Source organism: Saccharopolyspora sp. ID03-671, assembly GCF_045278815.1.
GTDB lineage: Bacteria > Actinomycetota > Actinomycetes > Mycobacteriales > Pseudonocardiaceae > Saccharopolyspora > Saccharopolyspora ipomoeae.
In genome coordinates this window covers 2,851,652-2,876,017 of record NZ_CP134054.1, presented here as the reverse complement: position 1 = coordinate 2,876,017, position 24,366 = coordinate 2,851,652, and the positions used below count along the sequence as shown (strand labels likewise).

At 69.2% G+C, this 24,366-nt stretch carries 27 protein-coding genes; 19 read left to right on the top strand and 8 right to left on the bottom strand.

Annotation, left to right across the window (positions count from 1 at the left end):
* The first annotated feature begins 23 nt into the window (after nucleotides 1-23).
* On the top strand, nucleotides 24-632 hold the full coding sequence (locus tag REH65_RS12970; RefSeq protein ID WP_281456370.1) for a hypothetical protein: 609 nt from the start codon (nucleotides 24-26) through the stop codon (nucleotides 630-632).
* Nucleotides 633-857: 225 nt separating this feature from the next.
* Here REH65_RS12970 and REH65_RS12965 read toward each other — a convergent pair whose 3' ends face one another.
* Nucleotides 858-1,385 carry a hypothetical protein gene (locus REH65_RS12965; RefSeq protein WP_406692616.1) on the bottom strand — a complete coding sequence of 176 codons (528 nt, stop codon included), beginning with the start codon at nucleotides 1,383-1,385 and terminating at the stop codon, nucleotides 858-860.
* 144 nt (nucleotides 1,386-1,529) lie between these two features.
* Between REH65_RS12965 and REH65_RS12960 the strand changes: the two genes are divergently transcribed.
* Together REH65_RS12960 and REH65_RS12955 are read left to right on the top strand one after the other, a co-directional pair.
* Nucleotides 1,530-2,615 (top strand): potassium channel family protein, encoded by a 1,086-nt coding sequence (locus REH65_RS12960; RefSeq protein ID WP_406692615.1) that lies wholly within the window; start codon nucleotides 1,530-1,532, stop codon nucleotides 2,613-2,615.
* Between the two features lie 58 nt (nucleotides 2,616-2,673).
* Nucleotides 2,674-3,105, top strand: coding sequence for a hypothetical protein (locus REH65_RS12955; protein ID WP_406692614.1), 432 nt, complete (start codon nucleotides 2,674-2,676; stop codon nucleotides 3,103-3,105).
* Here REH65_RS12955 and REH65_RS12950 read toward each other — a convergent pair.
* The 3 genes from REH65_RS12950 to REH65_RS12940 form a co-directional block, all read right to left on the bottom strand.
* Complete coding sequence (locus REH65_RS12950; protein WP_406692613.1) at nucleotides 3,102-4,070, bottom strand: neutral zinc metallopeptidase; 969 nt, start codon at nucleotides 4,068-4,070, stop codon at nucleotides 3,102-3,104. The genes REH65_RS12955 and REH65_RS12950 overlap by 4 nt on opposite strands.
* 784 nt (nucleotides 4,071-4,854) lie before the next feature.
* Nucleotides 4,855-5,355: a hypothetical protein gene (locus tag REH65_RS12945; protein ID WP_406692612.1), complete on the bottom strand. Its 501-nt coding sequence runs from the start codon at nucleotides 5,353-5,355 to the stop codon at nucleotides 4,855-4,857.
* A gap of 29 nt (nucleotides 5,356-5,384) precedes the next feature.
* On the bottom strand, nucleotides 5,385-5,651 hold the full coding sequence (locus tag REH65_RS12940) for a hypothetical protein (protein WP_406692611.1): 267 nt from the start codon (nucleotides 5,649-5,651) through the stop codon (nucleotides 5,385-5,387).
* A gap of 161 nt (nucleotides 5,652-5,812) precedes the next feature.
* Between REH65_RS12940 and REH65_RS12935 the strand changes: the two genes are divergently transcribed.
* The 14 genes from REH65_RS12935 to REH65_RS12870 all read left to right on the top strand — a co-directional run bounded on the left by REH65_RS12935 (nucleotide 5,813) and on the right by REH65_RS12870 (nucleotide 18,391).
* Nucleotides 5,813-6,658, top strand: a complete 846-nt coding sequence (locus REH65_RS12935; protein WP_406692610.1) for a helix-turn-helix domain-containing protein — start codon at nucleotides 5,813-5,815, stop codon at nucleotides 6,656-6,658.
* Nucleotides 6,651-6,845, top strand: a complete 195-nt coding sequence (locus tag REH65_RS12930; RefSeq protein ID WP_406692609.1) for a DUF397 domain-containing protein — start codon at nucleotides 6,651-6,653, stop codon at nucleotides 6,843-6,845. The genes REH65_RS12935 and REH65_RS12930 overlap by 8 nt, the downstream gene beginning before the upstream one ends.
* A gap of 140 nt (nucleotides 6,846-6,985) precedes the next feature.
* On the top strand, nucleotides 6,986-7,396 hold the full coding sequence (locus tag REH65_RS12925; RefSeq protein ID WP_406692608.1) for a hypothetical protein: 411 nt from the start codon (nucleotides 6,986-6,988) through the stop codon (nucleotides 7,394-7,396).
* The gene (locus REH65_RS12920; RefSeq protein ID WP_406692607.1) at nucleotides 7,393-7,929 is read left to right on the top strand and encodes a DUF3558 family protein; all 537 of its coding nucleotides are present in this window, start codon (nucleotides 7,393-7,395) and stop codon (nucleotides 7,927-7,929) included. The genes REH65_RS12925 and REH65_RS12920 overlap by 4 nt, the downstream gene beginning before the upstream one ends.
* A 12-nt stretch (nucleotides 7,930-7,941) precedes the next feature.
* Complete coding sequence (locus REH65_RS12915) at nucleotides 7,942-9,327, top strand: PPE domain-containing protein (RefSeq protein WP_406692606.1); 1,386 nt, start codon at nucleotides 7,942-7,944, stop codon at nucleotides 9,325-9,327.
* A gap of 149 nt (nucleotides 9,328-9,476) precedes the next feature.
* Nucleotides 9,477-10,301, top strand: a complete 825-nt coding sequence (locus tag REH65_RS12910) for an ESX secretion-associated protein EspG (RefSeq protein ID WP_406692605.1) — start codon at nucleotides 9,477-9,479, stop codon at nucleotides 10,299-10,301.
* Between the two features lie 160 nt (nucleotides 10,302-10,461).
* Nucleotides 10,462-11,781 carry a M16 family metallopeptidase gene (locus REH65_RS12905; RefSeq protein WP_406692604.1) on the top strand — a complete coding sequence of 440 codons (1,320 nt, stop codon included), beginning with the start codon at nucleotides 10,462-10,464 and terminating at the stop codon, nucleotides 11,779-11,781.
* Nucleotides 11,778-13,145: a M16 family metallopeptidase gene (locus REH65_RS12900; protein ID WP_406692603.1), complete on the top strand. Its 1,368-nt coding sequence runs from the start codon at nucleotides 11,778-11,780 to the stop codon at nucleotides 13,143-13,145. Before REH65_RS12905 ends, REH65_RS12900 begins: the two co-directional genes overlap by 4 nt.
* A gap of 25 nt (nucleotides 13,146-13,170) precedes the next feature.
* On the top strand, nucleotides 13,171-14,097 hold the full coding sequence (gene nudC / locus REH65_RS12895) for an NAD(+) diphosphatase (protein ID WP_406692602.1): 927 nt from the start codon (nucleotides 13,171-13,173) through the stop codon (nucleotides 14,095-14,097).
* A gap of 166 nt (nucleotides 14,098-14,263) precedes the next feature.
* A complete protein-coding gene (locus REH65_RS12890) occupies nucleotides 14,264-16,339 on the top strand; it encodes an ATP-dependent DNA helicase UvrD2 (RefSeq protein WP_406692601.1) in 2,076 nt (691 codons plus the stop codon).
* Nucleotides 16,340-16,455: 116 nt separating this feature from the next.
* Nucleotides 16,456-16,650 carry a hypothetical protein gene (locus tag REH65_RS12885; RefSeq protein ID WP_406692600.1) on the top strand — a complete coding sequence of 65 codons (195 nt, stop codon included), beginning with the start codon at nucleotides 16,456-16,458 and terminating at the stop codon, nucleotides 16,648-16,650.
* 138 nt (nucleotides 16,651-16,788) lie between these two features.
* On the top strand, nucleotides 16,789-17,139 hold the full coding sequence (locus REH65_RS12880) for a WhiB family transcriptional regulator (RefSeq protein WP_281456352.1): 351 nt from the start codon (nucleotides 16,789-16,791) through the stop codon (nucleotides 17,137-17,139).
* A complete protein-coding gene (locus tag REH65_RS12875) occupies nucleotides 17,136-17,345 on the top strand; it encodes a hypothetical protein (RefSeq protein WP_281456351.1) in 210 nt (69 codons plus the stop codon). Before REH65_RS12880 ends, REH65_RS12875 begins: the two co-directional genes overlap by 4 nt.
* Before the next feature lie 164 nt (nucleotides 17,346-17,509).
* A complete protein-coding gene (locus REH65_RS12870; RefSeq protein ID WP_406692599.1) occupies nucleotides 17,510-18,391 on the top strand; it encodes a class I SAM-dependent methyltransferase in 882 nt (293 codons plus the stop codon).
* Between the two features lie 8 nt (nucleotides 18,392-18,399).
* Here REH65_RS12870 and REH65_RS12865 read toward each other — a convergent pair whose 3' ends face one another.
* Together REH65_RS12865 and REH65_RS12860 are read right to left on the bottom strand one after the other, a co-directional pair.
* A complete protein-coding gene (locus tag REH65_RS12865) occupies nucleotides 18,400-19,719 on the bottom strand; it encodes an ABC1 kinase family protein (protein WP_406692598.1) in 1,320 nt (439 codons plus the stop codon).
* Nucleotides 19,720-19,988: 269 nt separating this feature from the next.
* Nucleotides 19,989-20,138 carry a DUF5679 domain-containing protein gene (locus tag REH65_RS12860; RefSeq protein WP_010693945.1) on the bottom strand — a complete coding sequence of 50 codons (150 nt, stop codon included), beginning with the start codon at nucleotides 20,136-20,138 and terminating at the stop codon, nucleotides 19,989-19,991.
* Between the two features lie 227 nt (nucleotides 20,139-20,365).
* On the opposite strand from REH65_RS12860, the gene REH65_RS12855 reads away from it, so the two are divergent.
* A complete protein-coding gene (locus tag REH65_RS12855) occupies nucleotides 20,366-20,935 on the top strand; it encodes a YgjP-like metallopeptidase domain-containing protein (protein WP_406692597.1) in 570 nt (189 codons plus the stop codon).
* Nucleotides 20,936-21,099: 164 nt separating this feature from the next.
* Here the strand turns inward: REH65_RS12855 and REH65_RS12850 are convergent, their stop codons facing one another.
* The gene (locus REH65_RS12850; protein ID WP_406692596.1) at nucleotides 21,100-22,536 is read right to left on the bottom strand and encodes a zinc-dependent metalloprotease; all 1,437 of its coding nucleotides are present in this window, start codon (nucleotides 22,534-22,536) and stop codon (nucleotides 21,100-21,102) included.
* Nucleotides 22,537-22,678: 142 nt separating this feature from the next.
* Between REH65_RS12850 and REH65_RS12845 the strand changes: the two genes are divergently transcribed.
* Nucleotides 22,679-23,677, top strand: a complete 999-nt coding sequence (locus tag REH65_RS12845) for a PDZ domain-containing protein (RefSeq protein WP_406692595.1) — start codon at nucleotides 22,679-22,681, stop codon at nucleotides 23,675-23,677.
* Here REH65_RS12845 and REH65_RS12840 read toward each other — a convergent pair whose 3' ends face one another.
* On the bottom strand, nucleotides 23,678-24,202 hold the full coding sequence (locus REH65_RS12840) for a PPA1309 family protein (RefSeq protein ID WP_281456345.1): 525 nt from the start codon (nucleotides 24,200-24,202) through the stop codon (nucleotides 23,678-23,680).
* Between the last annotated feature and the right edge of the window lie 164 nt (nucleotides 24,203-24,366).

Here is a 24,366-nt window from a genome sequence, read left to right as displayed (position 1 = left end):
CGCGGCGGACGACTATGCCCGCGATGAACACCGACTGGAAGCTCACCACTCCGCCGGAATCCGCGGTGCGCGTGGACACCGAAGTGCTCGCCCTGCGCGCCCCCTTGGTGCGGGTCCACCGCGACGATGAGGGCACCTGGTCCTTCGAGGGGCCGGGCGCCAAGGGTCGGGAGTCCAAGCAGACCAAGCTGCAGGCCGTCGTCGGCGCGTGGCCGCACGTGGCGGCGCTGTCCGACCTCGACGCCGGGACCGCCGTGATCTGGTCGTGGCAGCAGCACGGCTGGGCCAGCGAGTTCGAGTGCGAGTGCGGCAACTGCGAGACGCCGGTCGCCGGCGACATCGACCGCCAGTCCTGGCCGTCGGAGCTGCAGCCGCACACCATCATCAGCGTCGAGCAGGTCGCCCTGTCCGGGCAGCGGCCGCTCACCGACATCCTGTCCACCCCGGGCGGCATCGCGATGCTCGGCCCCGGCGATCACCGGCGCACCGTCGACCAGATGACCCCGGTCGCGCTGGCCAACGTCATCCGCCGCTGGCCGCACACCGTCCAGGCGATGCGGGTCCTCCAGGAGGGCCGCGGAATGCGCTGGAACGCCGACGGCCTCAACTGGCACGAGTACGTCCTCGCCTGACATGGGTTGGGGAAGTTTTCATGAAAACTTCCCCAACCACAGGACCACGACGAAACCCGGAGAAAACGTCCCCGACGTGGGGATTTGCCGGCGACCTCCCCCTGTGGGTCGGGACAGTTCTCATGAAAACTTCCCGACCTCGGGGTCTGTGGGTGGGGACAGTTTTCATGAAAACTGCGCCCACGTCGGGGGTCTGCGGTGGGTGGTTCTCGTGAGAACCGCGCCTCAGGCGTTCTCCGCGATGTGCGGGTTCTCCAGCAGTCGCGAGTACAGGACTTCCAGCAGCCACCGGCCGAACATCGACGAGCCGAATTCGGCGGCGCGGTTCTCCGGGGCGAGGACGAGCTCGCCCGCGTCGTCGGGACCGGTGGTGACGATCCCGGCGCCGTAGTAGTCCAGCTCCAGCATCGACAGCGGGTCCTCCCGGTGCCGACCGGGCAGGACGACCGCGCAGGGGGCGAGGCTCAGCAGCATCCCGCAGGCCCGCAGCGCGCGCGAGGGCTTGGACACCGGGACCAGGATCCCGATCAGGTCGACCGCCGCCACCGGCAGCTGGTCGTGGCGCTCGGGCTCGGACCACGCCTTGAACCACGCGGGGTCGAGCTCGGGTTCCCACCCGTGGTTCAGACGCCACTGGTGGACGTCCTGGCGGATGCGGGCCACCGCGGTGAAACGGGCCCCGAGCACCTCCACATCCGGTACCAGTCGGCCGTCCCACCCGAGTGCGCGGGCCGCGTGCTGAAGCTGCTGCACCGTCGCATGGTAAACGTCCGGACCGCATTTTCGGGATGGTGTTCTGCCAGGAATTCGACACAATTCCGGGCGGTCGTGTTCGACGTGCGCGGAGCGGTTACTGTTCAACGCCGTGAGTGGTCACAACGTCGGGGAGCACGACTCATGAATCGAGGTCCGAGCCAGCTGTTCGGCAGGCACAACGCCGAGGAAGAGCTGAGCACCAGACCCGATCACGCTCTCGTCGGCGTCATCCGGATGCCGGGCACGGTGATCAGCCCGGTGCGCTCCATCGTCCGCCGCATCCTGGGCGCGCTGGTGGCGCTGGCGGCCACGGTCGCCATCGTCTACGTCGGCCGCGACGGGTACAAGGACTCGGCGGGCGGCGAGATCAGCATCCTCGACGTCATCTACTACGCGACGGTGTCGCTGTCCACGACCGGTTACGGCGACATCACCCCGGTCAGCGACCAGGCGCGCCTGGTGAACGTGCTCGTCATCACGCCGCTGCGGGTGCTGTTCCTGATCGTGCTGGTCGGCACGACGCTGGAAGTGCTCACCGAGCGCTCGCGGCAGGCTTTCAAGATCCAACGCTGGAGGTCCAAGGTGCGCGACCACGTGGTCGTCATCGGATACGGAACCAAGGGCCGTTCCGCGGTCACCGCGCTGCTCGGCGAGGGCGCGGACCCGGGTCGCATCGTCGTGGTCGACACCGACCGCGCGTCGCTGGAGTCGGCGTCTGCGCAGGGCCTGGTAACGGTCAACGGTTCCGGTACCCGCTCGGACGTGCTGCGCGTGGCGGGTCTGCCGCGCGCCCGCGCGATCGTGATCGCCCCGGCCCGCGACGACACGGCGGTGCTGGTGACCCTGACAGCCCGCGAGCTGGCGCCGAAGGCCCAGATCGTCGCCGCCGTCCGGGAAGCGGAGAACGTGCACCTGCTGCGGCAGTCGGGCGCGGACTCGGTGGTGGTCTCCAGCGAGACGGCGGGTCGGCTGCTGGGCATGGCGACGTCGACGCCGTCGGTGGTGGAGATGTTCGAGGACCTGCTCAGTCCCGAGGTGGGTCTGGCGATCGCCGAGCGCGAGGTGGAGCGCCAGGAGGTCGGCGGTTCGCCGCGGCACCTGGCCGACATAGTTCTGGGCGTGGTCCGCGACGGCGAGCTCTACCGGGTCGACGCCCCGCAGGCGGACGCGATCGAGGAGGGCGACCGGCTGCTCTACGTGCGGAAGGTGTCGCCGCCGCAAACGTGATCTTCTCCTGACCGGGTATCCCGGGATGCCGCAACGGCTTTCTGGGACTATCGGTGATGTGGGAAGCACGCGAGGTGAGGCCTCGGTGGCGTCGATCCTGCTCGTCCTGGGATTTCTCGGTGTGGTGGTCGCGGGTGTGACGGTGTGGCCGCTGGTCGCGGCGTCCGGGCAGCAGCGGGAGGTCGTCGAGCGCGAGGCGACGGCGGTGGTCGTCGAACCGCGCCCGTGCGGTGCGCGCGCGGCGGGCGACGTCGTGGAGGTGCGGATCGACGGCCAGATCCGCCGCGCCACCTTCGACGGCTGCGGGCACACCCGGGGTCAGCGCCTCCAGGTGATGGTGCCGACCCGCCCGTCGGGCGAGTTGCGCGTCGGTCCGGTGAAGGACCAGGCGACGGAGCTGGAAGCGCTGGCGTGGCGCACCAACATCGTGCTGGCGACCCTGGCCGCCGTGGCGGGCGGCGGTTTCGGATTGCTGCTGGGCAGGCGCTAGTCCACGTCGCTGGACGGCGAGAGCCAGGTGTTGCACTGGGTGACGCGGTTCTTGGTGAATCCCTGCTGGACCCAGGTGGAGTTGGCCTGGATGCTGCCGTGGTCGTCGACGTCGCTGTTCTCGTCGCCGCGTCCGGCGGAGTCGCGCAGCGCCGGGAAGATGATCTCGTCGCTGACGCCGCCGTTCTGCAGCGCGGCGAGGGTCATGCCTTCGAAGCAGGTGGCTTGGAGCTCGGAGCGGCGGGTGAGCTCCAGCCCGGCGTCGCCCTGGGCGGTGGCGGAGGCTTGGCCGTAGGCGGCGTTGATCCCGGAAAGTCGTTGCAGCGCATGGCCGAACTCGTGCGCGAACTGCCCGAGGAACACCCCGGCCTCGGTCCGGCCCTCGACCTCGGAGTAGTAGCGCGCGGTCATGTAGATGGTGTTGTCCTGCGGGCAGTACAGCGCGGTCTGGTCCCAGGTCCGCAGCCCGCAGGGGGTGGTGATGTCGCTGCCGGTGGTGACGACGCGGGGCATGTCGGTGGGCAGGTTCGCCTGCTCCAGGGCGGGTTCCCAGGCTCGCATGAGGCAGGGGAGCGCGGCCTGGTAGAAGGCGTCCTGCGCGGCCACGTCGGTGTCGAAGGCGGGTAGGGAGCACGGGGTGGTGACGGCCCCGCTGCCGTCGACGTTGATCGGGTTGTCCCCGAGCTTGAGCACCGGCTGCGCGGTCGACGACGGTTCTTCCGAGGTGGTCGTCTCCTCGGAAGTCGTGGCCTCCGAGGTGGTTTCGCTGGTGGTGGGTTCGGCGCTGGAGCTGGGCGCGGTCTGCTGGTAGGAGCGCTCCTCGGCGCGGTTCGCCGATATCGACGCCGCCACGGCCCCGACGGTCCCGATCCCGAACACGGTCACCGCGGCCAGCACGATCCCCACGACGAGCCCGCGGTTGCTCCGCTCCGGAGGCTCGTGAGCGAACGGCTGACCCGGAGGCACCCACGCGGGCTGAGCCCGCTGCCACTCGGCTTGCTGGGGCGGCGGTTGCTGAGGTGGCGGTTGCTGGGGCGGTGCCTGCCACGGGTGCTGCGGACCGGCTTGCCACGGATGCGGATTCGGGTTCGGTTGCCACGCCTGCGGAGGCTGCCCTGGCTGGGTTCCGACGTGCGGCTGTCCCGCGGGCTGACTCGGCTGAGGCGTCTGACCAGGCCCGGCCGGCCACTGCGGCTGTTCCCCGGGCTGCTCCCAGAACGGACGAGGAGGTAACGGAGGTTGAGTCATCCGCCGAGCCCCGACCGCCGGAAACGGCAGGCCTCAACCACCTTGACCAGCCCTAACGCACCCATGTCACCGACTTCCCACAACAACAAGATCGCCCGGAACCTTAACCCCGAGAACACCCCCACAACCCCGCTTTTCCCAAACCGATGCCTCCCCGAGCCCTGGGGGAGAACGTCCCCCGGCAACGTCCCGGTGGGGAGGGACGTTGCCGGGGTGACAGTTTTAGCCATAACTATCCGGGCATAACGGACATGATCATGGCGCAATTATGGCTAAAACTGTCCCCCTGCCGACGAGGTCAAGACAGCACCCTCGGTCGTCAGGCCGGTCGTCAGGCCGGTCGTCAGGCCGGTCGTCAGGCCGGTCGTCAGGCCGGTCGTGATGTCGGTCGTGAGGTCGGTGGTGAAGCCGGTCGTGAGGTCGGTCGGGGGTGGGGTGTGTTGCCAGGGGGCAGTTTTAGTTATAACTGGCCCATGATCATGTCCGTTTTGTCTGGACAGTTTTAACTAAAACTGCCCCCTGTCCAGTAGGGCGTGGCGGGAGGGGGTGGGGTTCTGCGGGAGCGGAGGGCTCGGGTTGTGGTGGGGAGCCACCAGAGGGTGGCGAGGGGGAGGGCGATGAGGAGTTGGATGAGGCTGCCGATGTTGCCGTTGAGGAGGGTTGTTGTGCCGCTGATCGCGTAGAGGGCGCAGCAGATCGTGACGAGGATCCTGCCCGTTCGGCTGCCTCGGAGGAGGGCCAGGAGGCTGCCTCCGATGCCGAGGGTGATGGTGAGGGTGGCCGCGGTGAGGAGGAGGGCGCCTGCGAGGTGGTTGCCCTGCTCGAAACCGCGTTTGATGCACATGGCTCCGAGCAGCGCGAAGCCACCGAGGGAGACGCCGGACGTGGTCAGGGCGGCGACGATCAGCGCCGCGGTGGAGCTCTGCGCGGGCGGATCCGCTGGGGGCCAGGTGAGTTCGTGGGCGCGCGGCGGGAGTTGCGGGTGGTGCTGCGGGTTGTGCACTTCTCGAATTCCTCTCGGCGGTTGCGGGGTCAGTAGTCCCAGGTGTGTTCGTCGTGCTCCTCGCGGTCGGCGATGGCCGCGCATTCCGTGCAGCGTTCGGTGATGTGCTTGGTGAGGGGTTCTCGCGGCCACGGGGTGGCGGTCGGGATGAGCAGCCACGTTTCGCAGAGAGCCGGAACCCAGGCGCCGGTATATACCGAACCCGGAAGTGTCGTCATGGCATGACGAATCTTGAATCCCGAGCCGACGATCCAGAACACATCCGTTCGCTCTCGCCGAAACACGTCGAAAACCATCCCTTTGAGTCCTTTGCTTCCAAACACGTGGAACCGGAATGGGATGGGAAGTTAGGTTCGTTTCGGCAGTTCATCCACCAGTGAAACGTTTCCCCGGGAATCGAAGCGGTGCAACGGAATTCGAAACGGGGACCCGTTCACGCATCTCCCCGGAGGTCAGGGTGTCGGCGAGATCCCGACTGTTTCGCGTCAACCTCGGCGCGGAGCTCCGAACCCTGCGCGAGCGCGCGAAAATGTCCACCCGAACGGTGGCCACGCGATTGGGCACCAGCCCGGCATGGGTGAGCAGGACGGAAACCGGAGTCCGCTACCCGACCCCCGAGGAGGTCGCCGCCCTCTGCGACCTGTACGGCGCCACCGGCGAGATGCGCGACCTGCTCACGGCCAAGGCCGAGTCCAACGACGGCACGACCATCAACCTGCCGTCAGGAGACAAGTACACGGACCAGCTTGCGAACATCATGCTGCTGGAGACCGAGGCGCGACGGGTGACGGAGTTCGAGATCGCCCTCGTGCCTGGCTTGTTGCAGACGGCCGAGTACGCGCGGCAGATCTTCTGCACGGTCGATCGCCCGCAGGTGGAGGTTGAGCGAAGGGTCTCCACGCGGATCGGTAGGCAGGCGCTGCTCTCCAGGCCAAAGGGGCCTGAACTGCGGTTTCTGCTCGATGAGTTCGTGCTTCGGCGCAACATCGGCGGGCCTGAGGTGATGAGAGAGCAGCTGCGCAAGATCGCCTCTGAAGCTGTGCGGAAGAACGTGCATGTGCGCGTCATCCCGGCATCTGCGGGGGCTCACGCGGGTCTGGATGGAACCTTTGCGTTGTACGAGTTCGCTGCTTTGGAGACCTACGTCTATATGGAGAACCGAGAAGGTGGTCGCTTCCTTACTGACTTCGAGATTGCGCGACAGTATGTTGAAGTGCGGGACGCACTTTGGGAGTCGGCGCTCGATGAGCGGGCGACCATCGCGCTCCTCGACGACTTGGCGGAAGGTCTGACTCATGACTGATCTCGTTTGGCGGAAGAGCAGCCGAAGCGGCTCGGCGACGAAGTGCGTCGAGGTGGCGCAGGCTTCCGGCTCGATCGCTGTCCGTGACTCCAAGAACCCGGAGGGTGGTCAGCTCCGGGTTCCGGAGAAGCAGTGGGGCGCGTTCCTGAGCGGGCTCAAGAGCGACCGCTTCCGCTCCGCCGAGTAGGCGATCTTGGCGCTGTGACCGGGGCCGGAGTGTAGCCCGGATCAAATTTGTCCAGATTCCGTGGAACCGTTACGCGCGCGGGCGCGTCGAGCTAAAGTAACCACGGTTCATGGGGGATCACAGGGTCCGGAGGATCTGGGATGACGAGCGCAGAGGGTGGGTTCGCCGCCGCCAAGGAAGGCCTCAAGGCCGTCAGCGGCCAGACGCAGTGGATCAACTCGCAGGTCGGTGCAGGCAAGCTCGCGCTGAACCCTGAGGCTGCCGAGAACGCGGCCAAGCGCTGTGAGGAAGAGATCGAAGAGCTTACGAGCTTGCTTCGCTACAGCCGAGCTATCACCCGTGTCGAGGGTCTGGGGAACTATCAAGACGGCCAGCAGCTCGCGAAGCGCTTCGAGGACAAGGCTGGTGACAGTGAAGCGGGTGTCATCAAGCTCATCCGTGACATGCAGGATGAGCTGAAGAAGCAAGCTGAAGCATTCCGCGGCGCAGCCAAGGACTACCGCGCTACGGATGAACAGAACGCCGACGACCTTAGGCGAGGTATGCAGTGAAGTTTTCTCGGGCGCTGATCGTGGCAAGCGCAAGTACTGCGCTGATCGGCTTGTCTGCGTGCACCGGAGGTAGTTCTGGAACGCCGGATGGCAACGGCCCTTCGGAGACGCAAGCCCCGGGTAAGGCACTGGCGAGCTTCGACCCGTGCACCTTCTTCCAGCCTGATGAGTTGACGTCATACGGAGTCTCGACGCAGGGCAAAGACTTTTCGCCCATCCCGTCGGAACCAGGCTGTGAGTGGGAGGGAGAGAAGCAGACCATTTCTCTCCAGAAGAACGTTGACCAGACCGTCGCTTCCTACGAGACGGGCGGTGCTTGGGACAGCTACCAGAAGAAGACGATCGGTGGTCGATCGGCAGCGATCGCGCTTGAGACTGGAGCCACTGGGCAAGGCAGCTGCACTGCTCTCGTGGACGCAGGCGGCGGTGTTGCGATCTACATGCTTGATGGTGCGATGCGGGATTCGGTCGCAGATCCGTGTGCTGAGACCGAGAAGATTGTTGGCCAAACGGCCTCACGTTTGCCTCAATGATCAGGGGGAGCTATGGGGCTATTCGACACGCTTGAAAACGCTATTTCTCCTGCTTTCGGCTGGGAGTCTCAGGCGGAGGAGGACCGCAAGGAGCACACTGCCGAGGCACAGAGGATTGCCCAACAGCAGCAGGCAGCGCTTGCGCGTGAGAACTCAGGCCTGAACGTCAACTCGTACGACTCGCCTGCCATTACCCAGTGCCTTAACTGGGGTGGATTCAGTCATGCAGAGATCTACAAGACCAACCACGAGTCGATCGATGCAGGTAAGGTCGGCGAGGTCGCGAACGCGTGGATCACGATCGCCAAAAAGCTTCGCGAGCGTGGCGAGAAGTACCATACCGAGCTCTCCAATATCGTTCGTGGCGGTTGGCAGGGTGAAGCTGCCGACTCTGCTGCCGAGGTCGGCAAGCCCGCTTCTGACTGGATGAAAGCCAGTGCGGACGCGTTCGAGATGACCGGCAACAACCTCCAGGCTGCTGGGGATGCTGCCGGTCAGTCGAAGAACCTCGTGCCTGAACCCGAGGGGTTCAGCTGGGGTGAAGCTGCGGCTTCGGCGATTCCGTTCGGCCTGGCTGGCGGTGGCATCAACGCGCTCTCCCAGATGGAGGAGCAGGAGCAGGCCGAGAAGGCCGCTCAGGAGACGATGGGGCGGGTGTACAGCCCCACGCTCACGCAGGTCGACGCGAAGATGCCGCAGTACACCGCGCCTGACGGCTCGACGGCGAACCCTCCGCCGGTTCCGCCTCCCGGCGGCACCGACTGGGGTGGCGGCATGGGCAACGGCGGCAACGTCCCCGGTGGTTCCGGGGCGGGCTCCGGTGCCGGTGGCGGCTACTCCGGTGGCGTGCCCGGCGGAGCGGGCAGCGGCATCCCCGGCGGCGGCTACAGCGGTGGCGCCTACCCGGGCGGCACGAGTCCCGCCGGAACCGGAACCGCCTGGGCGAACCCGCCCGGCGGCGGCCTCCCGGGCGGGGGTCTGCCCGGAGGGGGAACGCCTGGTGGCGGAGTGCCCGGTGGCGGCGGCATGGGTCTCGCAGCCGGACTCGGCGCCGGAGCCGGCATGGGTGCCGGTGGCAAGGCCGGGGCCGGTGGCCTCGGAGCCGGTGCCGGGGGCCTCGGAGCCGGTGCCGGGGGCCGCGGTGCCGGGATGGGCGCCGGTGGTCGGGCCGGGGCCGGTGGCCTCGGCGGAGGAGCCGGTGCGGGTGCCGGAGCCGCTGGTGCCGGTGGTCGTGGTGCCGCCGGTCGCGGTGGCGTGGGCGGCATGGGTGCCGGTGCGGGTCGTCGCGGTGAGGGTTCCGAGGACGACGAGCACGAGCGTCCCTCCTGGCTCGAAGAGCAGGACGACGTGTGGATGAACGACATGCCCAAGACTGCACCGCCCGTCCTCGGCGAGTGATCTGACCGTCGTTCGCTGAACGACACGACCGTTCTCCGCGCGAGAACGGACTTTTCCCGTGGTGTCGGTGGTGGGGGAAGTTTTCATGAAAACTTCCCCCACCCCGTGCACGAATCTCTTTCTGCTTCCACGAGTGGGAGAAAGCTCAAGTGAGTGTGTTGGGTCGGTGGCAGCTGTCGCCGGTGCACCTGGACATCGTGCTCAAGTACCTGCGGATCGACGGCCTGACGCTGCCGATCAGCACCCGTTCCTTCGGCCGCACCGCCGACCAGTTCGGAGCCATCGGCAAGGCCGAGCTGCCGAACATGGAGGCGGCCGGCCTCGTCGCCGATGACGAGGTCGTTCCCCCGCTGGTGGACGCCCTGAAAATGCTTGCGACGCCGTACCTCTGGGTCGACTCGATGTGGTTCCCGCAGCCGGGCAGCGATCACTGCTGGCGGGCCGTCGCGGTGTTCACCGAAGGCGATCGCGTGGTGCTCGGCGTGCAGGCGCCCAGCGAGGACCCCAAGCGCGGCGGGCTGCTCACCGTCGAGGTGCACCAGAACGCGCCGCTTCCCGGCGTCGTGCTCGGCACGCTCCCGCCCGCGAAACCCGGCAGCTACGGCCCGATCCGGGTGCCGCACTCCTCGCTGCAGGGCGAGCAGATCGAGGACTACGACCCGTCGAGCATGATGCAGACCGCCACCCGGCAGCGCGGCAGCAGCGGTGACCAGCAGGTCGAGCTCTACGAGCGGATCGGCAAGGCGGAGCACGTGCGGCTCGGCCAGATCGCGGCGAACCTGCGCGACCAGCACGGTCGGCGTCGCCGCACGCAGCCCGTGTCCTGGTTCGACAACGTCGAACCGGACGGTCGGTACCTCGATCGTGTGGAACGCGGCAGCACCGGTGAACCGCTCTACGCGCTGCTGCCCGCCGACGCTCGCATGATCGGAAACGAGATCAACTCGTTGATCAATCAGGTCCGCGCGGGCTGAGTCCGTTCCGGCTGGTCGGTATGTCGCATCCGGGCAGGTCAACGGCCCACCCGGCGTTACTCCGGTTGTCGTCTGGACGCCCCGGACGAGCCGCCCGACACGCCGAAGGCCTTCGAAGGGGGCACGCGCGGCTTGACAGCCCGCACGTAGGCTGCACGACATGGTCGAACCCCAGCTGCATCGCGTCACTCTGCCCAATGGGCTGCGCGTGGTGTTGGCACCGGACTCGGCAGCGGGCCAGTCGTCAGGGCAGGCCCCTGTGGTCGGTGTCAGCGTGCACTACGACGTGGGCTTCCGCTCCGAACCCGAAGGGCGCACCGGCTTCGCGCACCTGTTCGAGCACCTGATGTTCCAGGGCAGCGAGAGCCTCGAAAAACTCGCCCACTTCCGGCACGTGCAGGGCTCCGGCGGGACGTTCAACGGTTCGACGCACCAGGACTACACCGACTACTTCCAGGTCCTGCCCTCGGCAGCCCTGGAGCGCGCGCTGTTCCTGGAAGCCGACCGGATGCGCGCCCCCAAGCTCACCGAGGAGAACCTCGCCAACCAGGTGGACGTGGTCAAGGAGGAGATCCGGCTCAACGTCCTCAACCGCCCCTACGGCGGCTTCCCCTGGATCCTGCTCCCCCCGGTGCTGTACTCGACCTTCGCCAACGCGCACAACGGTTACGGCGACTTCACCGACCTCGAACAGGCCACCGTCGACGACTGCGCCGCCTTCTTCGACACCTTCTACTCGCCCGGCAACGCCGTGCTCACCGTCGCCGGTGACCTCGACGTCGACCGGACGATCAAGCTGATCGAGAAGCACTTCGGCGACGTCCCCGCCCGCGGCGTCCCGCAGCGGCCGTCGTTCGGCGAGCCGTTCCCCACCAGCGAGGTCCGCGGCAAGCACGCCGACCCGCACGCGCCGCTGCCGGCCGTCGCGCTCGGCTACCGGCTGCCCGACCCGGTCGGCGAGCTCGACGCCTACCTCGCCAACGTCGTGCTCTCCGGCATCCTCTCCGACGGCGACGCCTCCCGGCTCCAGCAGCGCCTGGTGCACGGCGAAGCCCTCGTCGTCGACGTCAGCGCCGGAACCGGCCTGATGGGGGCGCCGCTCGACGCGCGCGACCCCGACACCTTCACCTTCACCGCCATCCACACCCCCGACGTCGGGGTGGAGCGCGTGATCGGGGCCATCGACGAGGAGCTCGACAAGCTCGCCACCGAAGGCCCCACCGAGGAGGAGCTGCACCGGGTCACCGCCCGCTGGGCCGCCTCGCTGCACCGCGAGAACGACCGCGTCGTCTCGCGCACCCTCGACCTCGGCAGCGCCGAACTGCTGCACGGCCGGGCCGAGCTCATCTCCGAGCTGCCCGACCGGATCGGCAACGTCCGCGCCCAGGACGTCGCCAACGCGGCCAAGGAGCTGCGCTCCGACGCCCGCGCCGTGCTCGAGATCGAACCCGCTGGTGACGAGAACGGAGGTGCGGCATGACCCGCGCAACGCACCGCAGCGCCGAGGAGATCGGCCGCACCGAGCTCGGCCCGCGGCCGCTGCCGCCGCTGGGCGAGGCCCGCACCGGCGTCGCCCCCGCCGTCGTCGACACCGTCCTGGCCAACGGGCTCCGCGTCATCGCCGCCCGCCACGGCCAGGTGCCGATGGTCGAGATGCGCCTGCGCATCCCGTTCGCCGGAGACGACGCGATGCACCCGGCGACCGCCGAGGTGCTGGCCGAAACGCTGCTCACCGGCACCGAACGCCGCGACCGCGTCAAGATGGACACCGACCTGGCGGCCGTCGGCGGCGACCTGCACGCCGTCGTCGACCCCGAGCGGCTCAGCATCGCCGGCGACTCCCTCGCCAGCGGCCTGGACACGCTGCTCGACGTCCTCGCCGACGCGCTCACCGGCGCCACCTACACCGACGACGAGATCAACGCCGAGCGCGCCCGCCTCGTCGAGCGCATCGGCGTCGCCCGCTCGCAGCCGCGCGTCATCGCGCGCGAGGAGCTGCAGCGCCACCGCTACGGCGACCACCCCTACGTCCGCGAGGTGCCCGAGGCCGAGGACGTCGCCCAGGTGACGCCCGAGCAGGTCCGCGCCCTGCACCGCTCCCACGTGCTGCCGCGCGGCTCGGTGCTGGTGCTCGTCGGCGACATCGATCCCGACGCCGTCACCGGCGAGGTCGAGCGGGCCCTGTCCGGCTGGAGCTCCTCGGAATCCGCGCACGAACTGCCCGCGCTGCCGCCGGTGACCGGCGGGAACGTGCGGCTCGTGCACCGGCCCGGGGCCGTGCAGTCGCAGCTGCGCTTCTCCGCGCAGGCGCTCGCGCGCACCGACGAGCGCTACCCGGCGCTGCAGATCGCCAACCTCGTCTTCGGCGGCTTCTTCTCCTCCCGGCTGGTGGAGAACATCCGCGAGGACAAGGGCTACACCTACGGCGCGCACTCGTCGTTCGAGTTCACCCGCGGCAACGGCACGCTGCTCGTCGACGCCGACACCGCCAGCGAGGTCACCGCGGCCGCGCTGCTGGAGACCCGCTACGAGCTCGCCCGGCTGTCGCTGGTGCCGCCGACGGAGTCCGAGGTCGAGTCGGCGCGCCAGTACGCCATCGGCGGACTGCTGACCTCGACCGCCTCGCAGGCGGGCCTGGCCTCGACGCTGTCCGCGCTGGCCTCGGCGGGCCTGGACCAGAACTGGCTGACCGCGCACCCCGAGCGGCTGCGCGAGGTCACCGCCGAGCAGGTCGCCGAGGCGGCGAAGCTGTTCGCTCCCACCGCGTTCACCGGCGTCGTCGTCGGTGACGCCGACAAGCTCGCCGACCAGCTGCGACTGCTCGGCGGCGTGGAGCTGCCATGACCCGGTTACCGGATGGAGCGCAAGAATGACCAGCGAAGTGTTCGCCGGTGCGGGCTTCCAGCTCGACTCCCCGCCCCTCCTCTCGCGGTCCACAGTGGACCGCCGGGAGGAGTTGCGGGAATCCCTCGACGGCGGCGCGAAGCTGTGGCACAGCGGCAAGGTCGTCCTCGTCGACGCCAAGGGGCGCACCCAGATCGACGAGGACTCCCGGCTCGTCGTGCAGCCGGCCGTCGACTTCGGTGAACGGCCGTCCCCGAACGCCGTGCTGCTCGGCGTCGAGGACGACGTCAGCTACTGGGCGCTGCGCACCGACCACGACGGCGCGGCCGACGAGTGGCGGGACCTGCGCACCGGCGGCGCGCTGCTCAACGACACCGACGCCGGCCTGCTCACCACCGCCGTCGGACTGCTCGGCTGGCACGACAACGCCCGCTACTGCGCGGTCTGCGGCGCGGCGACCACCCGCGTCAAGGTCGGCTGGGCCCGGCGCTGCTCGGGCTGCGACCGCGAGGAGTACCCGCGCACCGACCCGGCGGTGATCTGCCTGGTCAGCGACGGCGCGGACCAGGTCCTGCTGGCCCGCCAGCCGATCTGGCCGAAGTACCGGTTCTCCGTGCTGGCCGGGTTCGTGGAGGTCGGCGAGTCGCTGGAGGCCTGCGTCTCCCGCGAGATCGCCGAGGAGGTCGGGGTCCGGTGCACCGGCATCCGCTACCTCGGCAGCCAGCCGTGGCCGTTCCCGCGGTCGCTGATGCTCGGCTTCGCCGCCATCGCCGACCCGGAGGCCCCGCTGGTCCCCGCCGACGGCGAGATCGAGGAGGCCCGCTGGGTCCACCGCGACACGATCCTCGCCGCCCTGGAAGCCGGAGGAGAACCGGTCGACGGAGTCCGCCTCCCCCCGAGCGTCTCCATCGCCTACCGCATGATCAAGGGCTGGGCCACCACCAAGCCCTGACGAGCCGCCGCCGGCAGGGCGATTCGGGTGTCGCGCGGATCCCGAGCGGGAATCCGCGCGACATTCGTCTCCGTCCGCGCTGGTCAAGGTCGTGGGGACGCGATCTGGGCGACACACGGTGGTGGGTATCGGCTGGGCGGGGTCGGGGGTCTGCGAGGATGCCTGCATGGCCGATCAACCGCGACTCCTGGAAGGTTTGGACCCGGAGCAGCGGCAGGCCGTCACCGCACCGCGCGGACCCGTGTGCGTCCTGGCCGGTGCGGGAACGGGGAAGACCCGGACCATCACCCACCGCATCGCCTACCTCGTCCAGCGCGGGCTGGTGACGCCCCGGCAGGTGCTGGCCGTGACGTTCACGGCGCGCGCCGCCGGTGAGATGCGCACCCGGCTGCGCGAGCTCGGCGCCGCGGGGGTGCAGGCCCAGACCTTCCACGCCGCGGCCTTCCGGCAGCTCCGCTACTTCTGGCCGCGCGTGCACGACATGGCGATGTGGCAGCTCACCGACAACAAGTTCCGCCTGGTCATGCAGGCCGCGAACCGGTTGGGGCTGTCCACCGAGCGCGAGGACGTGCGCGACCTCGCGGGCGAGATCGAGTGGGCCAAGTCCTCGCTGATCAGCCCCGAGCAGTACCCGGCCGCCGCGCAGCAGGCCGGTCGTGAGACGCCGATCCTGCCCGAGCTGATCGCCAAGGCCTTCGCCGGGTACGAGCGGATCAAGAGCGGCGCGCAGATGCTCGACTTCGACGACCTGCTGCTGCACATCGCCGCGATCCTGGAGGACCGCGAGGACGTCGCCGAGGAGTTCCGCAGCCAGTACCGGTCGTTCGTCGTCGACGAGTACCAGGACGTCAACCCGCTGCAGGCGCGCGTGCTCGACGCCTGGGTCGGCAACCGCGACGACCTCACCGTCGTCGGCGACGCCAACCAGACCATCTACTCCTTCGCGGGCGCCTCCCCGAAGTGGCTGATCAACTTCCCGCGGAAGTACCCCGAGGCGACCGTGGTCCGCCTCGAACGCGACTACCGCTCCACCCCGCAGGTCGTGGGCCTGGCCAACCAGGTCATCGGCGCCGCCCGCGAACGGCCCGCCGGGACCCGGCTCAAGCTCGTCGGCCAGCGGCCCGACGGCCCGCGCCCCGACTTCGCCGAGTACGACGACGAGACCGACGAGGCCGACGCCATCGCCCGCAAGGTCGCGCAGCTGGCCAAGCGCGGCGTGCCGCTGTCGGAGATCGCGATCCTGTTCCGCGTCAACGCCCAGTCCGAGGTCTACGAGAAGGCGCTGTCCGACGCCGAGATCCCGTACCAGGTGCGCGGCGGCGAGCGGTTCTTCGCCCGCGCCGAGATCCGCCAGGCGATGGCCACCCTGCGCACCGCGATCGCCCGCGACACCGATGCCACCGACCTGCCCGGGACCGTGCGGGAACTGCTCGCCGAGGTCGGCCTGACCGACGAGCCGCCCGCCGGCGGCTCCGCCCGCGAGCGCTGGGAATCGCTGATCGCGCTCGTCGAACTCGCCGAAGGGCTGGTCGGCACGGTTCCGGACGCCGACCTGCAGCGCTACGTCGCCGAGCTCGACGCCCGCGCCGAGGCCCAGCACCCGCCGACCGTCGAGGGCGTCACCCTCGCCTCGCTGCACGCCGCCAAGGGCCTGGAGTGGGACGCGGTGTTCCTCGCCGGACTCGTCGAGGGCACGCTGCCGATCCAGCACGCCGACACCGACGCGGCCGTGGAGGAGGAGCGGCGGCTGCTCTACGTCGGCGTCACCCGCGCCCGCGAGCACCTGCACCTGTCGTGGGCGCTGGCCCGGGCGGGCGGCAAGCGGTTCCGCCGCCGCAGCCGCTTCATCTACAACCTCGTCCCCGACGGGCACCCGGCCGCGCTGCCGAGCAAGGCCAAGCCGCCGCAGCCGCCCGCGCGGCAGGCGGCCACGATCAAACCCGAGTGCCGGGTGTGCTCGACGACGCTGGTCAGGACGATGGACATCAAGCTCGGACGCTGCTCGGACTGCCCGTCCGACGTGGACGAGACGCTGCTGGAGCAGCTCAAGGCCTGGCGCAGCGAACGCGCCCGGCAGCTCAAGGTGCCCGCCTACGTGGTGTTCACCGACGCGACGCTGACCGCGATCGCCGAGCAGCGGCCCACCGACGAGTCGGCGCTGGTCGGCATCTCCGGCATCGGCGCGAGCAAGATCCAGAAGTTCGGCGGGGACGTGCTCGCCCTGATCAACCGGGTGAACTAGCGAAATCGCAGGTCAAAAATGTGTTGCGGCTTCTGGGGCCCGGCACATAACCTCGTAGACACGCGCGGGCCGAGAGTCCGCTTTGGCCGACCGAGACCGAGAAGGAGGTGGGGACAGTGAAGATCTTCGAGATCATCAACGACGCCCCGCGTTCCTTCATGGCCGGGGTTGTTTCGCTGCTCCCGGGCACCTTTGTGCCCTTCGCCGATGAGCTGCGCGTCGAGAAGCCGCGTGGCTACCGCACCAACCCGGCGACCCCGCAGCACCCGTGCACTTCGGTCCGTTGGCACTTCCTGGATCCGCTGATCTAGGAGAGCCCCAGGCTTTTCACAAGGCCGCGGACCTGCACACAGGTCCGCGGCCTTTTTGTGCTTCGGGTTGATCCACATCCACAACCACATCCATCCACAACCACGATTCGCCTGCCATCGACTACTGGAGGAAGTCGTATGTTCACCGCGAGTGTGCCGATACCCGAGTCGGCCGTGGACTCGCAGTTCGAGCCCGAGCAACCCTCGGCCTCATCGCTGCAGCGCCGCCTGCCCTGCCGCCGGGACCCGGACCTGTGGTTCGCCGAGAACCCGTCCGACCTGGAGCAGGCCAAGGTCCTGTGCAGCGACTGCCCGATCAAGACCGAGTGCCTGGCCGGCGCGCTGGACCGCTGCGAACCCTGGGGGGTCTGGGGTGGCGAGATCTTCGAGCGCGGCGAGGTCGTGGCCCGCAAGCGCAGGCGCGGTCGCCCGCGCAAGCACCCGCGTCCGGAGGAGACCGGACCCCGCAAGCAGGAGCAAGCAGCATGACCAGCGAGAACACCATCAGCCTGATCCAGCCGAACGCTCTGGAGACGCGCATGCACCCGACCGAGGAACTCCTGCGATTACACCGCAGGGAGAGATTGGCCGAAGCCGAGCGACAACGCGAAGCCCGCTCGCTCACGGCCGGACGGAGATGGCGGGCCCTGGCCCGCTACGCGACGAGGAGAGCCGAAGCCGCTGAGCAGCGCTGAACTCACGTGATCGCGCGCTCGCGGATGCCGCGTCGGCCGTCGTGTCGGTGGGGAGGTTTTCATGAAAACTTCCCTCCCCGACGGCCGACGCACTCTCGTCGCTCTTTGCTGGAACCGCAAACGAACGTGCGTGATTCGCCGCGCCGGGTTTAGTGTTCCGGCTCGTGGGAGCACATTCGCACGACAACATCGACTGGGACGCGCACCTGCAACGGCTTCGCGCGGCCGACGACTTCATCGCACCCGACATCACGCAGGTGATCGGCAGACTCCTGCGACCCGACGACCGCTCGGTGATCGAGATCGGTGCCGGAGCCGGTGGCACGGCGGCGATCATCGCGAAAACCCTGGCGGCGCACGGCGACGACGCGCAGCTGACGATCGTCGACACCGCCGAGCAGCTGCTCAACGCGGCGGGGGAGCGGGCCGCCGCCGACGGCGTCGAAGTCCGCACGGTCCGCGCCGACGCGGCCGCCGACACCCTCGCCGAGGAGATCGAGAAGGCCGGCGCCACCCCGCAGGCCGACCTGGTCTACGCGGCGTTCGTGGTGCATCACCTGCCCGACCAGCTCGCCGGGCTGCGCAGGCTCGCCCGGCTGGTCAAGCCCGGCGGGCGGCTCGCCGTCGTCGAGTTCGGCCTGCAGACCCGGGTGCTGCCCGCCGACATCGGCCAGGGCGAACCCGGCCTGGAAGCGCGGCTGCTCAACGCGAGCGAGCAGTGGTTCCAGAAGATGCGCGCCGAGATGGACGGCGCGGTCCGGCTCCCGATGGGCTGGTCGAAGGCCATGACCGAAGCCGGTCTCGTCGAGGCGACGTCGTTCAGCTACCTGATCGACCGCCCCGCCCCGCTGGACGACACCGGCCGCGCCGCCGCGATCCGCCAGCTGGCGATGCTCCGCCGGGACGCCGACGAACGCCTTCCCGCCGCCGACGTCGAGATCCTGGACCAGCTCCTCGACCCCGACGGCGAGCACTACGCCGGAAACCGGGACGACCTCCACTACCTCGGCGCCAACACCGTCCACGTCGGCACCAAGCCCAGCTGACCTGCGGTTCAGGCCTCCGCTTCGGCGAAGCCGGGTTGCCACTCGGCGATGATGTCCCGGGTGGCGACCTCGGCGTCGAGCTGGCAGAGGATGCCCGTCGCGCCCAGGGTGACCCGGTGGATCAGGAGGTAGTCCGGGGGCAGGTTCAGGAGGCGGCCGGTGCGGAAGTCCTGGCCGCGCAGGTCGGAGACGCGCTCGGCCTGGCGCTGCAGCCAGCTGCGGGTGAAGTGGAACGTCTCGGTGCGGGCCGGGTCGACGAACGGGGCCAGGTAGGCCAGCACGTCCTCGGCGTGCAACTCCTGGTCGGGCTGGACGAACCGCTCCTCGCGCAGCAGCTCCAGCAGCTCGATCGACTTGTCCTGCAGCGCCAGCCGGATCATCTTGCCGAACGTCGGCGGCAGACCGCCGGGAAGCCGCGACACCGCGCCGAAGTCGATCACGCACAGCCGCTCGTCCGGCAGCAGCATGAAGTTGCCCGGGTGCGGGTCCGCGTGCAGCAACCCGACCTTCGCAGGGGTGGAGAAGTGGAACTCCGCCAGCAGCCGCCCGGCCAGGTCCCGCTCGGCCTGCTCGCCCTCGGCGATGATCTTCGCGAACGGCGTTCCGGTGACCCACTCGGTCACCACGACCTTCGGCGCGCTGGCGATCACCGCGGGCACCACCACCCGGGGATCGTCGGCGAAGACCTTCGCGAACGTGCGCTGGTTGTCGGCCTCGATGCGGTAGTCGAGCTCCTCGACCATCCGCTCCTGCAACTCCTCCAGCAGCGGCTTGACCTCGGCGCCCGGCGCCAGCGACTGGAACACGCGGGAGAACCGCATCAGCTGCCGCAGGTCCGAGCGCAACGCCTCGTCGGCACCCGGGTACTGGACCTTGACCGCCACCTCGCGGCCGTCGTGCCACACCCCGCGGTGCACCTGGCCGATGCTGGCCGAGGCCGCGGGCTCGTCGTCGAACGACGCGAAGCGCTTGCGCCACGACGACCCCAGCTGCTCGGTCAGCACCCGGTGCACGCTGGAGGTCGGCATCGGCGGCGCCGCCGACTGCAACTTGGTCAGCGCCTCGCGGTAGGGGCCGGCCATCGCGTCGGGCACGGCGGCCTCGAACACGCTCAGCGCCTGCCCGAACTTCATCGCCCCGCCCTTGAGCTGCCCGAGCACCGCGAACAGCTGCTCAGCGGTCTTGGCGGCCACGTCGGCGTTGATCTCGGCGGCGTTCTGGCCGGTCAGGCGACGTCCCCAGCCTGCGGCGACCCGTCCGGCGACGCCCAGTGGCAGGCTGGCGAGCTTGGCGGTGCGGTGTGCTGCTTGGCGGGGAATGTCGGCCACGAATTCTCCCTAGGTGCGCGCAGGAAAACCCTCTCGAAGCCCGAAAGGCGTGCGGTCACCATTCGGAAAACGAGAAACCCATCAACATGCTAGTCGTTCAAGCGGGCATGGTGGGTCGTGATCGGCATTCCGGGTGAGCGGGGTTCGTTCCCGCGGCCGAATGTGATGGGCCGACGGGAACGATTGAACGGCTCAAAACGGATTAACTGCGTCGGGAAACCCCGTGAAACCAGCGCGGGGTGGGCCGCTGGCGGCCCACCCGTGCCCGGTCACGCCTTGCCGAGGATGCGGGTCATCTTGGTCCCGCACACCGGGCATGTGCCCTTGGCCATCCGGCGACCGTTGGTCTCCGAGACCTCACCGGAAAAGTCGCGCTTCTCCCGGCACTTCACGCAGTAGCCGTTGTACGTCTCGGCCACGGCTCCCCTCCTTCTGGTAATTGACCCAGCGCCATAGCTGGATCTCCTGCGCCCTCCTGCGGACGGCTGGGGGAACCGTACAGGCGGAGTAATTGAGATGCATGCATTACGCACAGGGCATGTTCGACTCGATGGAGTAATGATTCGCCCATTGACCACAGCGGCGAGTTGAGGTGCAGCTCACAGGGGGAACCGTTTGTCGGAGCCAGTCGCTAGGGTCCACTTCCGTGGCTGAACCGCAGGTCGAGGTCCGCCGCAGCAAGCGCCGCCGCCAGACGGTGAGCGCCTATCGCGACGGCGACAAGATCGTGGTGCTGCTCCCGGCTCGGATGAGCCGTGCGGAGGAAAAACGCTGGGTGGCGGACATGCTGAGCCGTCTCCAGCGCAGTGAGACGCGACGCCGATCCCCCGCGCGCAACTCGGACGAGGCGCTGGTGCAGCGCTGCCGTGAGCTGTCCGTCAAGCACCTGGACGGCAGGGCGGATCCGAGCAGCGTCCGGTGGGTGCCACCGATGCGCACGCGGTGGGCCTCGTGCACGCCCAGCGAGGGCACCATTCGGGTGAGTCAGCGGCTGCGAGATGTACCCGGATGGGTGCTCGATTACGTGCTCGTCCACGAGCTCGCGCACCTGCTCGTGCCCGGCCACGGCCGCGACTTCTGGAAGTGGGTCGAGCGCTACCCCAAGACCGAGCGCGCCATCGGCTACCTCGAAGGTCTGGTGGCCGCAACTCAGCTCCAGATCGGCCTCACCGACGACGAGACCGACGACGAGGCCGAGGACTCTGACGGCGACTGACCCGCAGCGGTCTGACGGTGTCAACGGCCGTTGGCGTTGGGACAGTTTTAGCCATAATCACCCATGATCAATGTCCGTTTTGTCCGGGCAATTATGGCTAAAACTGTCCCAACGCAAGACCACCCGCCCTCCGCGGGGTGCGGCGAGCGGGTGGTGCGCGCGAATCAGGGCCTGGGGTTGTCCGGGCCCTGGTCTTCGTCCTGGTCCGTGCTGGGGTTTTCGTCGCCCTGGTGGTTCGGGGGGTTTTTGCCCTTCTCGGCTTCCTCGGCGCGGCGGATCGCCGCGATGGGGTCGTCGAGGTCGGAGGACGAGCCCCAGCGGTCGGCGAAGTCCAGCGGTTCGTCCAGGTCGGAGCTGTCCGGCAGCAGGTCCGGGTGGTCCCACACCTGGTCGCGGGCGTCGGTGCCGTGGCGCTCGGCCATCAGCCGCCAGAGGTTGGCCGCATCGCGCATCCGGCGCGGGCGCAGCTCCAGACCGATCAGCGTCGCGAAGGTCTGCTCCGCCGGTCCGCCGCTGCCGCGACGGCGACGCATCAGCTCGCCCAGCGCCTCGGCGCCCGGCAGCCGGTCGCCCAGCGCGTCGGCGACGACGACGTCCACCCAGCCCTCGACCAGCGCCAGCAGCGTTTCGAGCCGCGTGAGCGCGGCCTCCTGCTCGGGCGTGGTCTTCGGTTCGAGCATGCCGGAGCTCATCATCTCCTGCATCGACGCCGGGTTCGACGGATCGATCTTGCCCGCCAGGTCCTCCAGCGCGGAGGTGTCGATGTGGATGCCGCGCGCGAACTCCTCGACACCCGCCAGCAGTCGCTGCGCCAGCCACGGGACGTGCCCGAACAGCCGGTGGTGCGCCGCCTCGCGGGCGGCCAGGAACAGGGTGGCCTCGCTGATCGGTCGGTCCAGCCCCTCGATGAACCGCGCGATGTTGGCCGGCAGCAGCGCCGCCGTGCCCTCCGGGCCCAGCGGCAGGCCGACCTCGGTGGAGGTGAGCACGTCGCCGCCGAGCTGGGCGAGTCCGCTGCCCAGCTGCGAACCGAAGGTCATGCCGCCCATCTGGCCGAGCATGTTCAGCAGCGGACCGGCCGCCTGCTTGGCCTCCTCCGGCAGGGCCTCCAGCCACGCCGAAGACATGCGCTGCGCGATCGGGTCACACAGCCGCTGCCACACCGGCAGGGTCTTCTCCACCCAGTCCACCGAGGACCAGGTCTGCACCGAACGCACTCCGGCGGGCAGCGAGGTGCTGCCGTCGAGCCACAGCTCGGCGAGCCGGACCGCGTCCTCGATCGCCTTGACCTGCTCCTGGCTGGGACGTTCGGTCTTCTGGTTGTTGTGCAGCTGCTGCACCGCGAGCTGCTTGGCCAGGTCGTAGTTGACCGGCCCGGACTGGCCGCCACCGGAGTGGCTCAGCGCCTGACCGAGCTGGGTCAACATCTGGCCGAGCTGCCCGATGTCGAAGTTGCCGCCCGGTCCGGGCATGCCGGCGAAACCGAAGGGGTTGTCCCCAGGGTTGCCACCGGACCCGCCCTCAGAGCGGCCTTGCGACGAGTCGCCCTTGTCAGGGTCGTCGGGGTCCTGCGAGCTGAACCCGAACGGCATATTGGTCATAGTTCCACCGTACGCGGCCTAGGCCGCCCCTTTGAAGGATCCACCGGACTGGTCGGGCGCGAGCACCGGGCACATCGCCAAGAGCGAACACGTACGCTGTCGCCTCGTGAACCGCCGTACCTGGACGCTGTTGACGAGTGTCGTGCTGGTTGTCGCCTTCGGTCTGCTCGGCGCGTTCGCGCGAGTGCCGTTCGTGGCGCTGGGCCCCGGGCCCACGTACGACACGCTCGGCCTGGAAGGCGACCACCCGGTGATCAGCATCGAGGGTCAGGAGACCTACCCGACTGCCGGTCATCTCAACATGACCACGGTATCGGTCACCGACCAGCTGTCGCTGTTCGGTGCGCTGGGCCTGTGGGTCTCCGGTCGCTACGCGCTGGCGCCCCGCGACGTCTACTTCCCGCCCGACAAGAGCGAGCAGCAGATCGAGCAGGAGAACACCGAGGCGTTCAACGACTCGCAGACCACGGCCGAGGCCGCGGCGCTGCGCTTCCTCGGGTACCCGCACAAGGTGCTGATCGGGCAGATCGTCAAGGGCAGTCCGGCCGACGGCACGCTGGAGCCGGGAGACCGCCTGATCTCCGCCAACGGCAAGCCGATCACCGACGCGGCCTCGCTGAAGGCGGCGCTGACCGGCGTCAAGCCCGGCGACCGCGCGGAGATCCGCTACCAGCGGGGCGACCAGCCCGAGCAGGTCGCCAACGTGCAGCTGGGGACCAACACCGAGCAGGGAGGCGACCCGGCGCAGGGCTTCCTGGGGGTGGCCGCGACCGAGCGCCCGGACGTGCCGTTCGACATCAAGATCAGCCTGGCCGACGTCGGCGGTCCCTCGGCCGGTCTCATGTTCACCCTCGCGATCATCGACAAGCTGACGCCGGGCGAGCTCAACGGCGGCAAGTTCGTCGCGGGCACCGGCGAAATCGACCCGGCGGGCAACGTCGGCCCGATCGGCGGCATCCCGTTCAAGATGATCAAGGCTCGGGAGGCCGGCGCCACGACGTTCCTGGTCCCGGCCGACAACTGCGCCGAGGCCAAGTCGCAGGCCCCGGAGGGCCTTCAGCTCGCCCGAGTCGGCAACCTCGTCGACGCCACCAAGGCCCTGGACGCCCTGCGCAACAACCAGGCTCCAGCGCCCTGCTGATCAGGCGAAGGTGGCCTGCAGGGCCTTGACCAGGTTCGGGGCCAGCGACGGATCGTTGAAGACCTCGTCGTCCTCGCCCTCCCGACCGCGCAGGCGCATGACGCAGGACTGGGCCTCGCCGCCGCGGAGAACCGCCCCCACCAGGCGCGCCTCGCGCCGGTCGGGGTGCTCGGCGGCGAGCTTGCGGGCGCCCTCGGCGTCCTCGGGCAGCGCGGCCTCGGCCTCCGGCGGCAGCACCACGATCTCCTGGACCAGGGCGCAGCCGATCACCTGCTCCGGCCACTCGATGCGGGCCAGCGCCTCACCGAGGTCGTCGGAGGGCAGCGACTCCTGCGCCAGCGGCGTCAGGGGAGAGGCCTCCGGGTCGAGCTGATCGGCCATGTCGGGGGCCGCGGCCAGCATCGTCTCGGTCGCCACCAGGGCGAAGATCTGCGTCGGCTGGTCCCAGCCCGCAGCGGCGACGAACTCCTCGACCTCGCGGGTCGCGACGGGCAGGGCGAACCCCAATTCCTCAACGGACGGCATGCCGGTCATCGTCGCATCACCGGCGCCGACGTCCGGCAGCGCGCCGCGTCGGGTCGGTCGGGTGCACGGCGTCGGGTCGGTAGGGCGGCGCGCCGGGTCGGGTCGATCGATACCGATCTGTGTCCGAAAAATACCGTTCGCGCGGGGCCTTCCAGGAACTTCAC

Excerpts from the sequence above, each read along its gene's own strand:
- REH65_RS12880 (WP_281456352.1), top strand. The coding sequence starts at position 16,789 with ATGTTCACCGCGAGTGTGCCGATACCCGAGTCGGCCGTGGACTCGCAG.
- REH65_RS12850 (WP_406692596.1), bottom strand. The coding sequence starts at position 22,536 with ATGACCAATATGCCGTTCGGGTTCAGCTCGCAGGACCCCGACGACCCT.
- REH65_RS12840 (WP_281456345.1), bottom strand. The coding sequence starts at position 24,202 with ATGCCGTCCGTTGAGGAATTGGGGTTCGCCCTGCCCGTCGCGACCCGC.
- REH65_RS12930 (WP_406692609.1), top strand. The coding sequence starts at position 6,651 with ATGACTGATCTCGTTTGGCGGAAGAGCAGCCGAAGCGGCTCGGCGACG.
- REH65_RS12960 (WP_406692615.1), top strand. The coding sequence starts at position 1,530 with ATGAATCGAGGTCCGAGCCAGCTGTTCGGCAGGCACAACGCCGAGGAA.
- nudC (WP_406692602.1), top strand. The coding sequence starts at position 13,171 with ATGACCAGCGAAGTGTTCGCCGGTGCGGGCTTCCAGCTCGACTCCCCG.
- REH65_RS12925 (WP_406692608.1), top strand. The coding sequence starts at position 6,986 with ATGACGAGCGCAGAGGGTGGGTTCGCCGCCGCCAAGGAAGGCCTCAAG.
- REH65_RS12900 (WP_406692603.1), top strand. The coding sequence starts at position 11,778 with ATGACCCGCGCAACGCACCGCAGCGCCGAGGAGATCGGCCGCACCGAG.
- REH65_RS12905 (WP_406692604.1), top strand. The coding sequence starts at position 10,462 with ATGGTCGAACCCCAGCTGCATCGCGTCACTCTGCCCAATGGGCTGCGC.
- REH65_RS12875 (WP_281456351.1), top strand. The coding sequence starts at position 17,136 with ATGACCAGCGAGAACACCATCAGCCTGATCCAGCCGAACGCTCTGGAG.
- REH65_RS12915 (WP_406692606.1), top strand. The coding sequence starts at position 7,942 with ATGGGGCTATTCGACACGCTTGAAAACGCTATTTCTCCTGCTTTCGGC.
- REH65_RS12970 (WP_281456370.1), top strand. The coding sequence starts at position 24 with ATGAACACCGACTGGAAGCTCACCACTCCGCCGGAATCCGCGGTGCGC.
- REH65_RS12890 (WP_406692601.1), top strand. The coding sequence starts at position 14,264 with ATGGCCGATCAACCGCGACTCCTGGAAGGTTTGGACCCGGAGCAGCGG.
- REH65_RS12940 (WP_406692611.1), bottom strand. The coding sequence starts at position 5,651 with ATGGTTTTCGACGTGTTTCGGCGAGAGCGAACGGATGTGTTCTGGATC.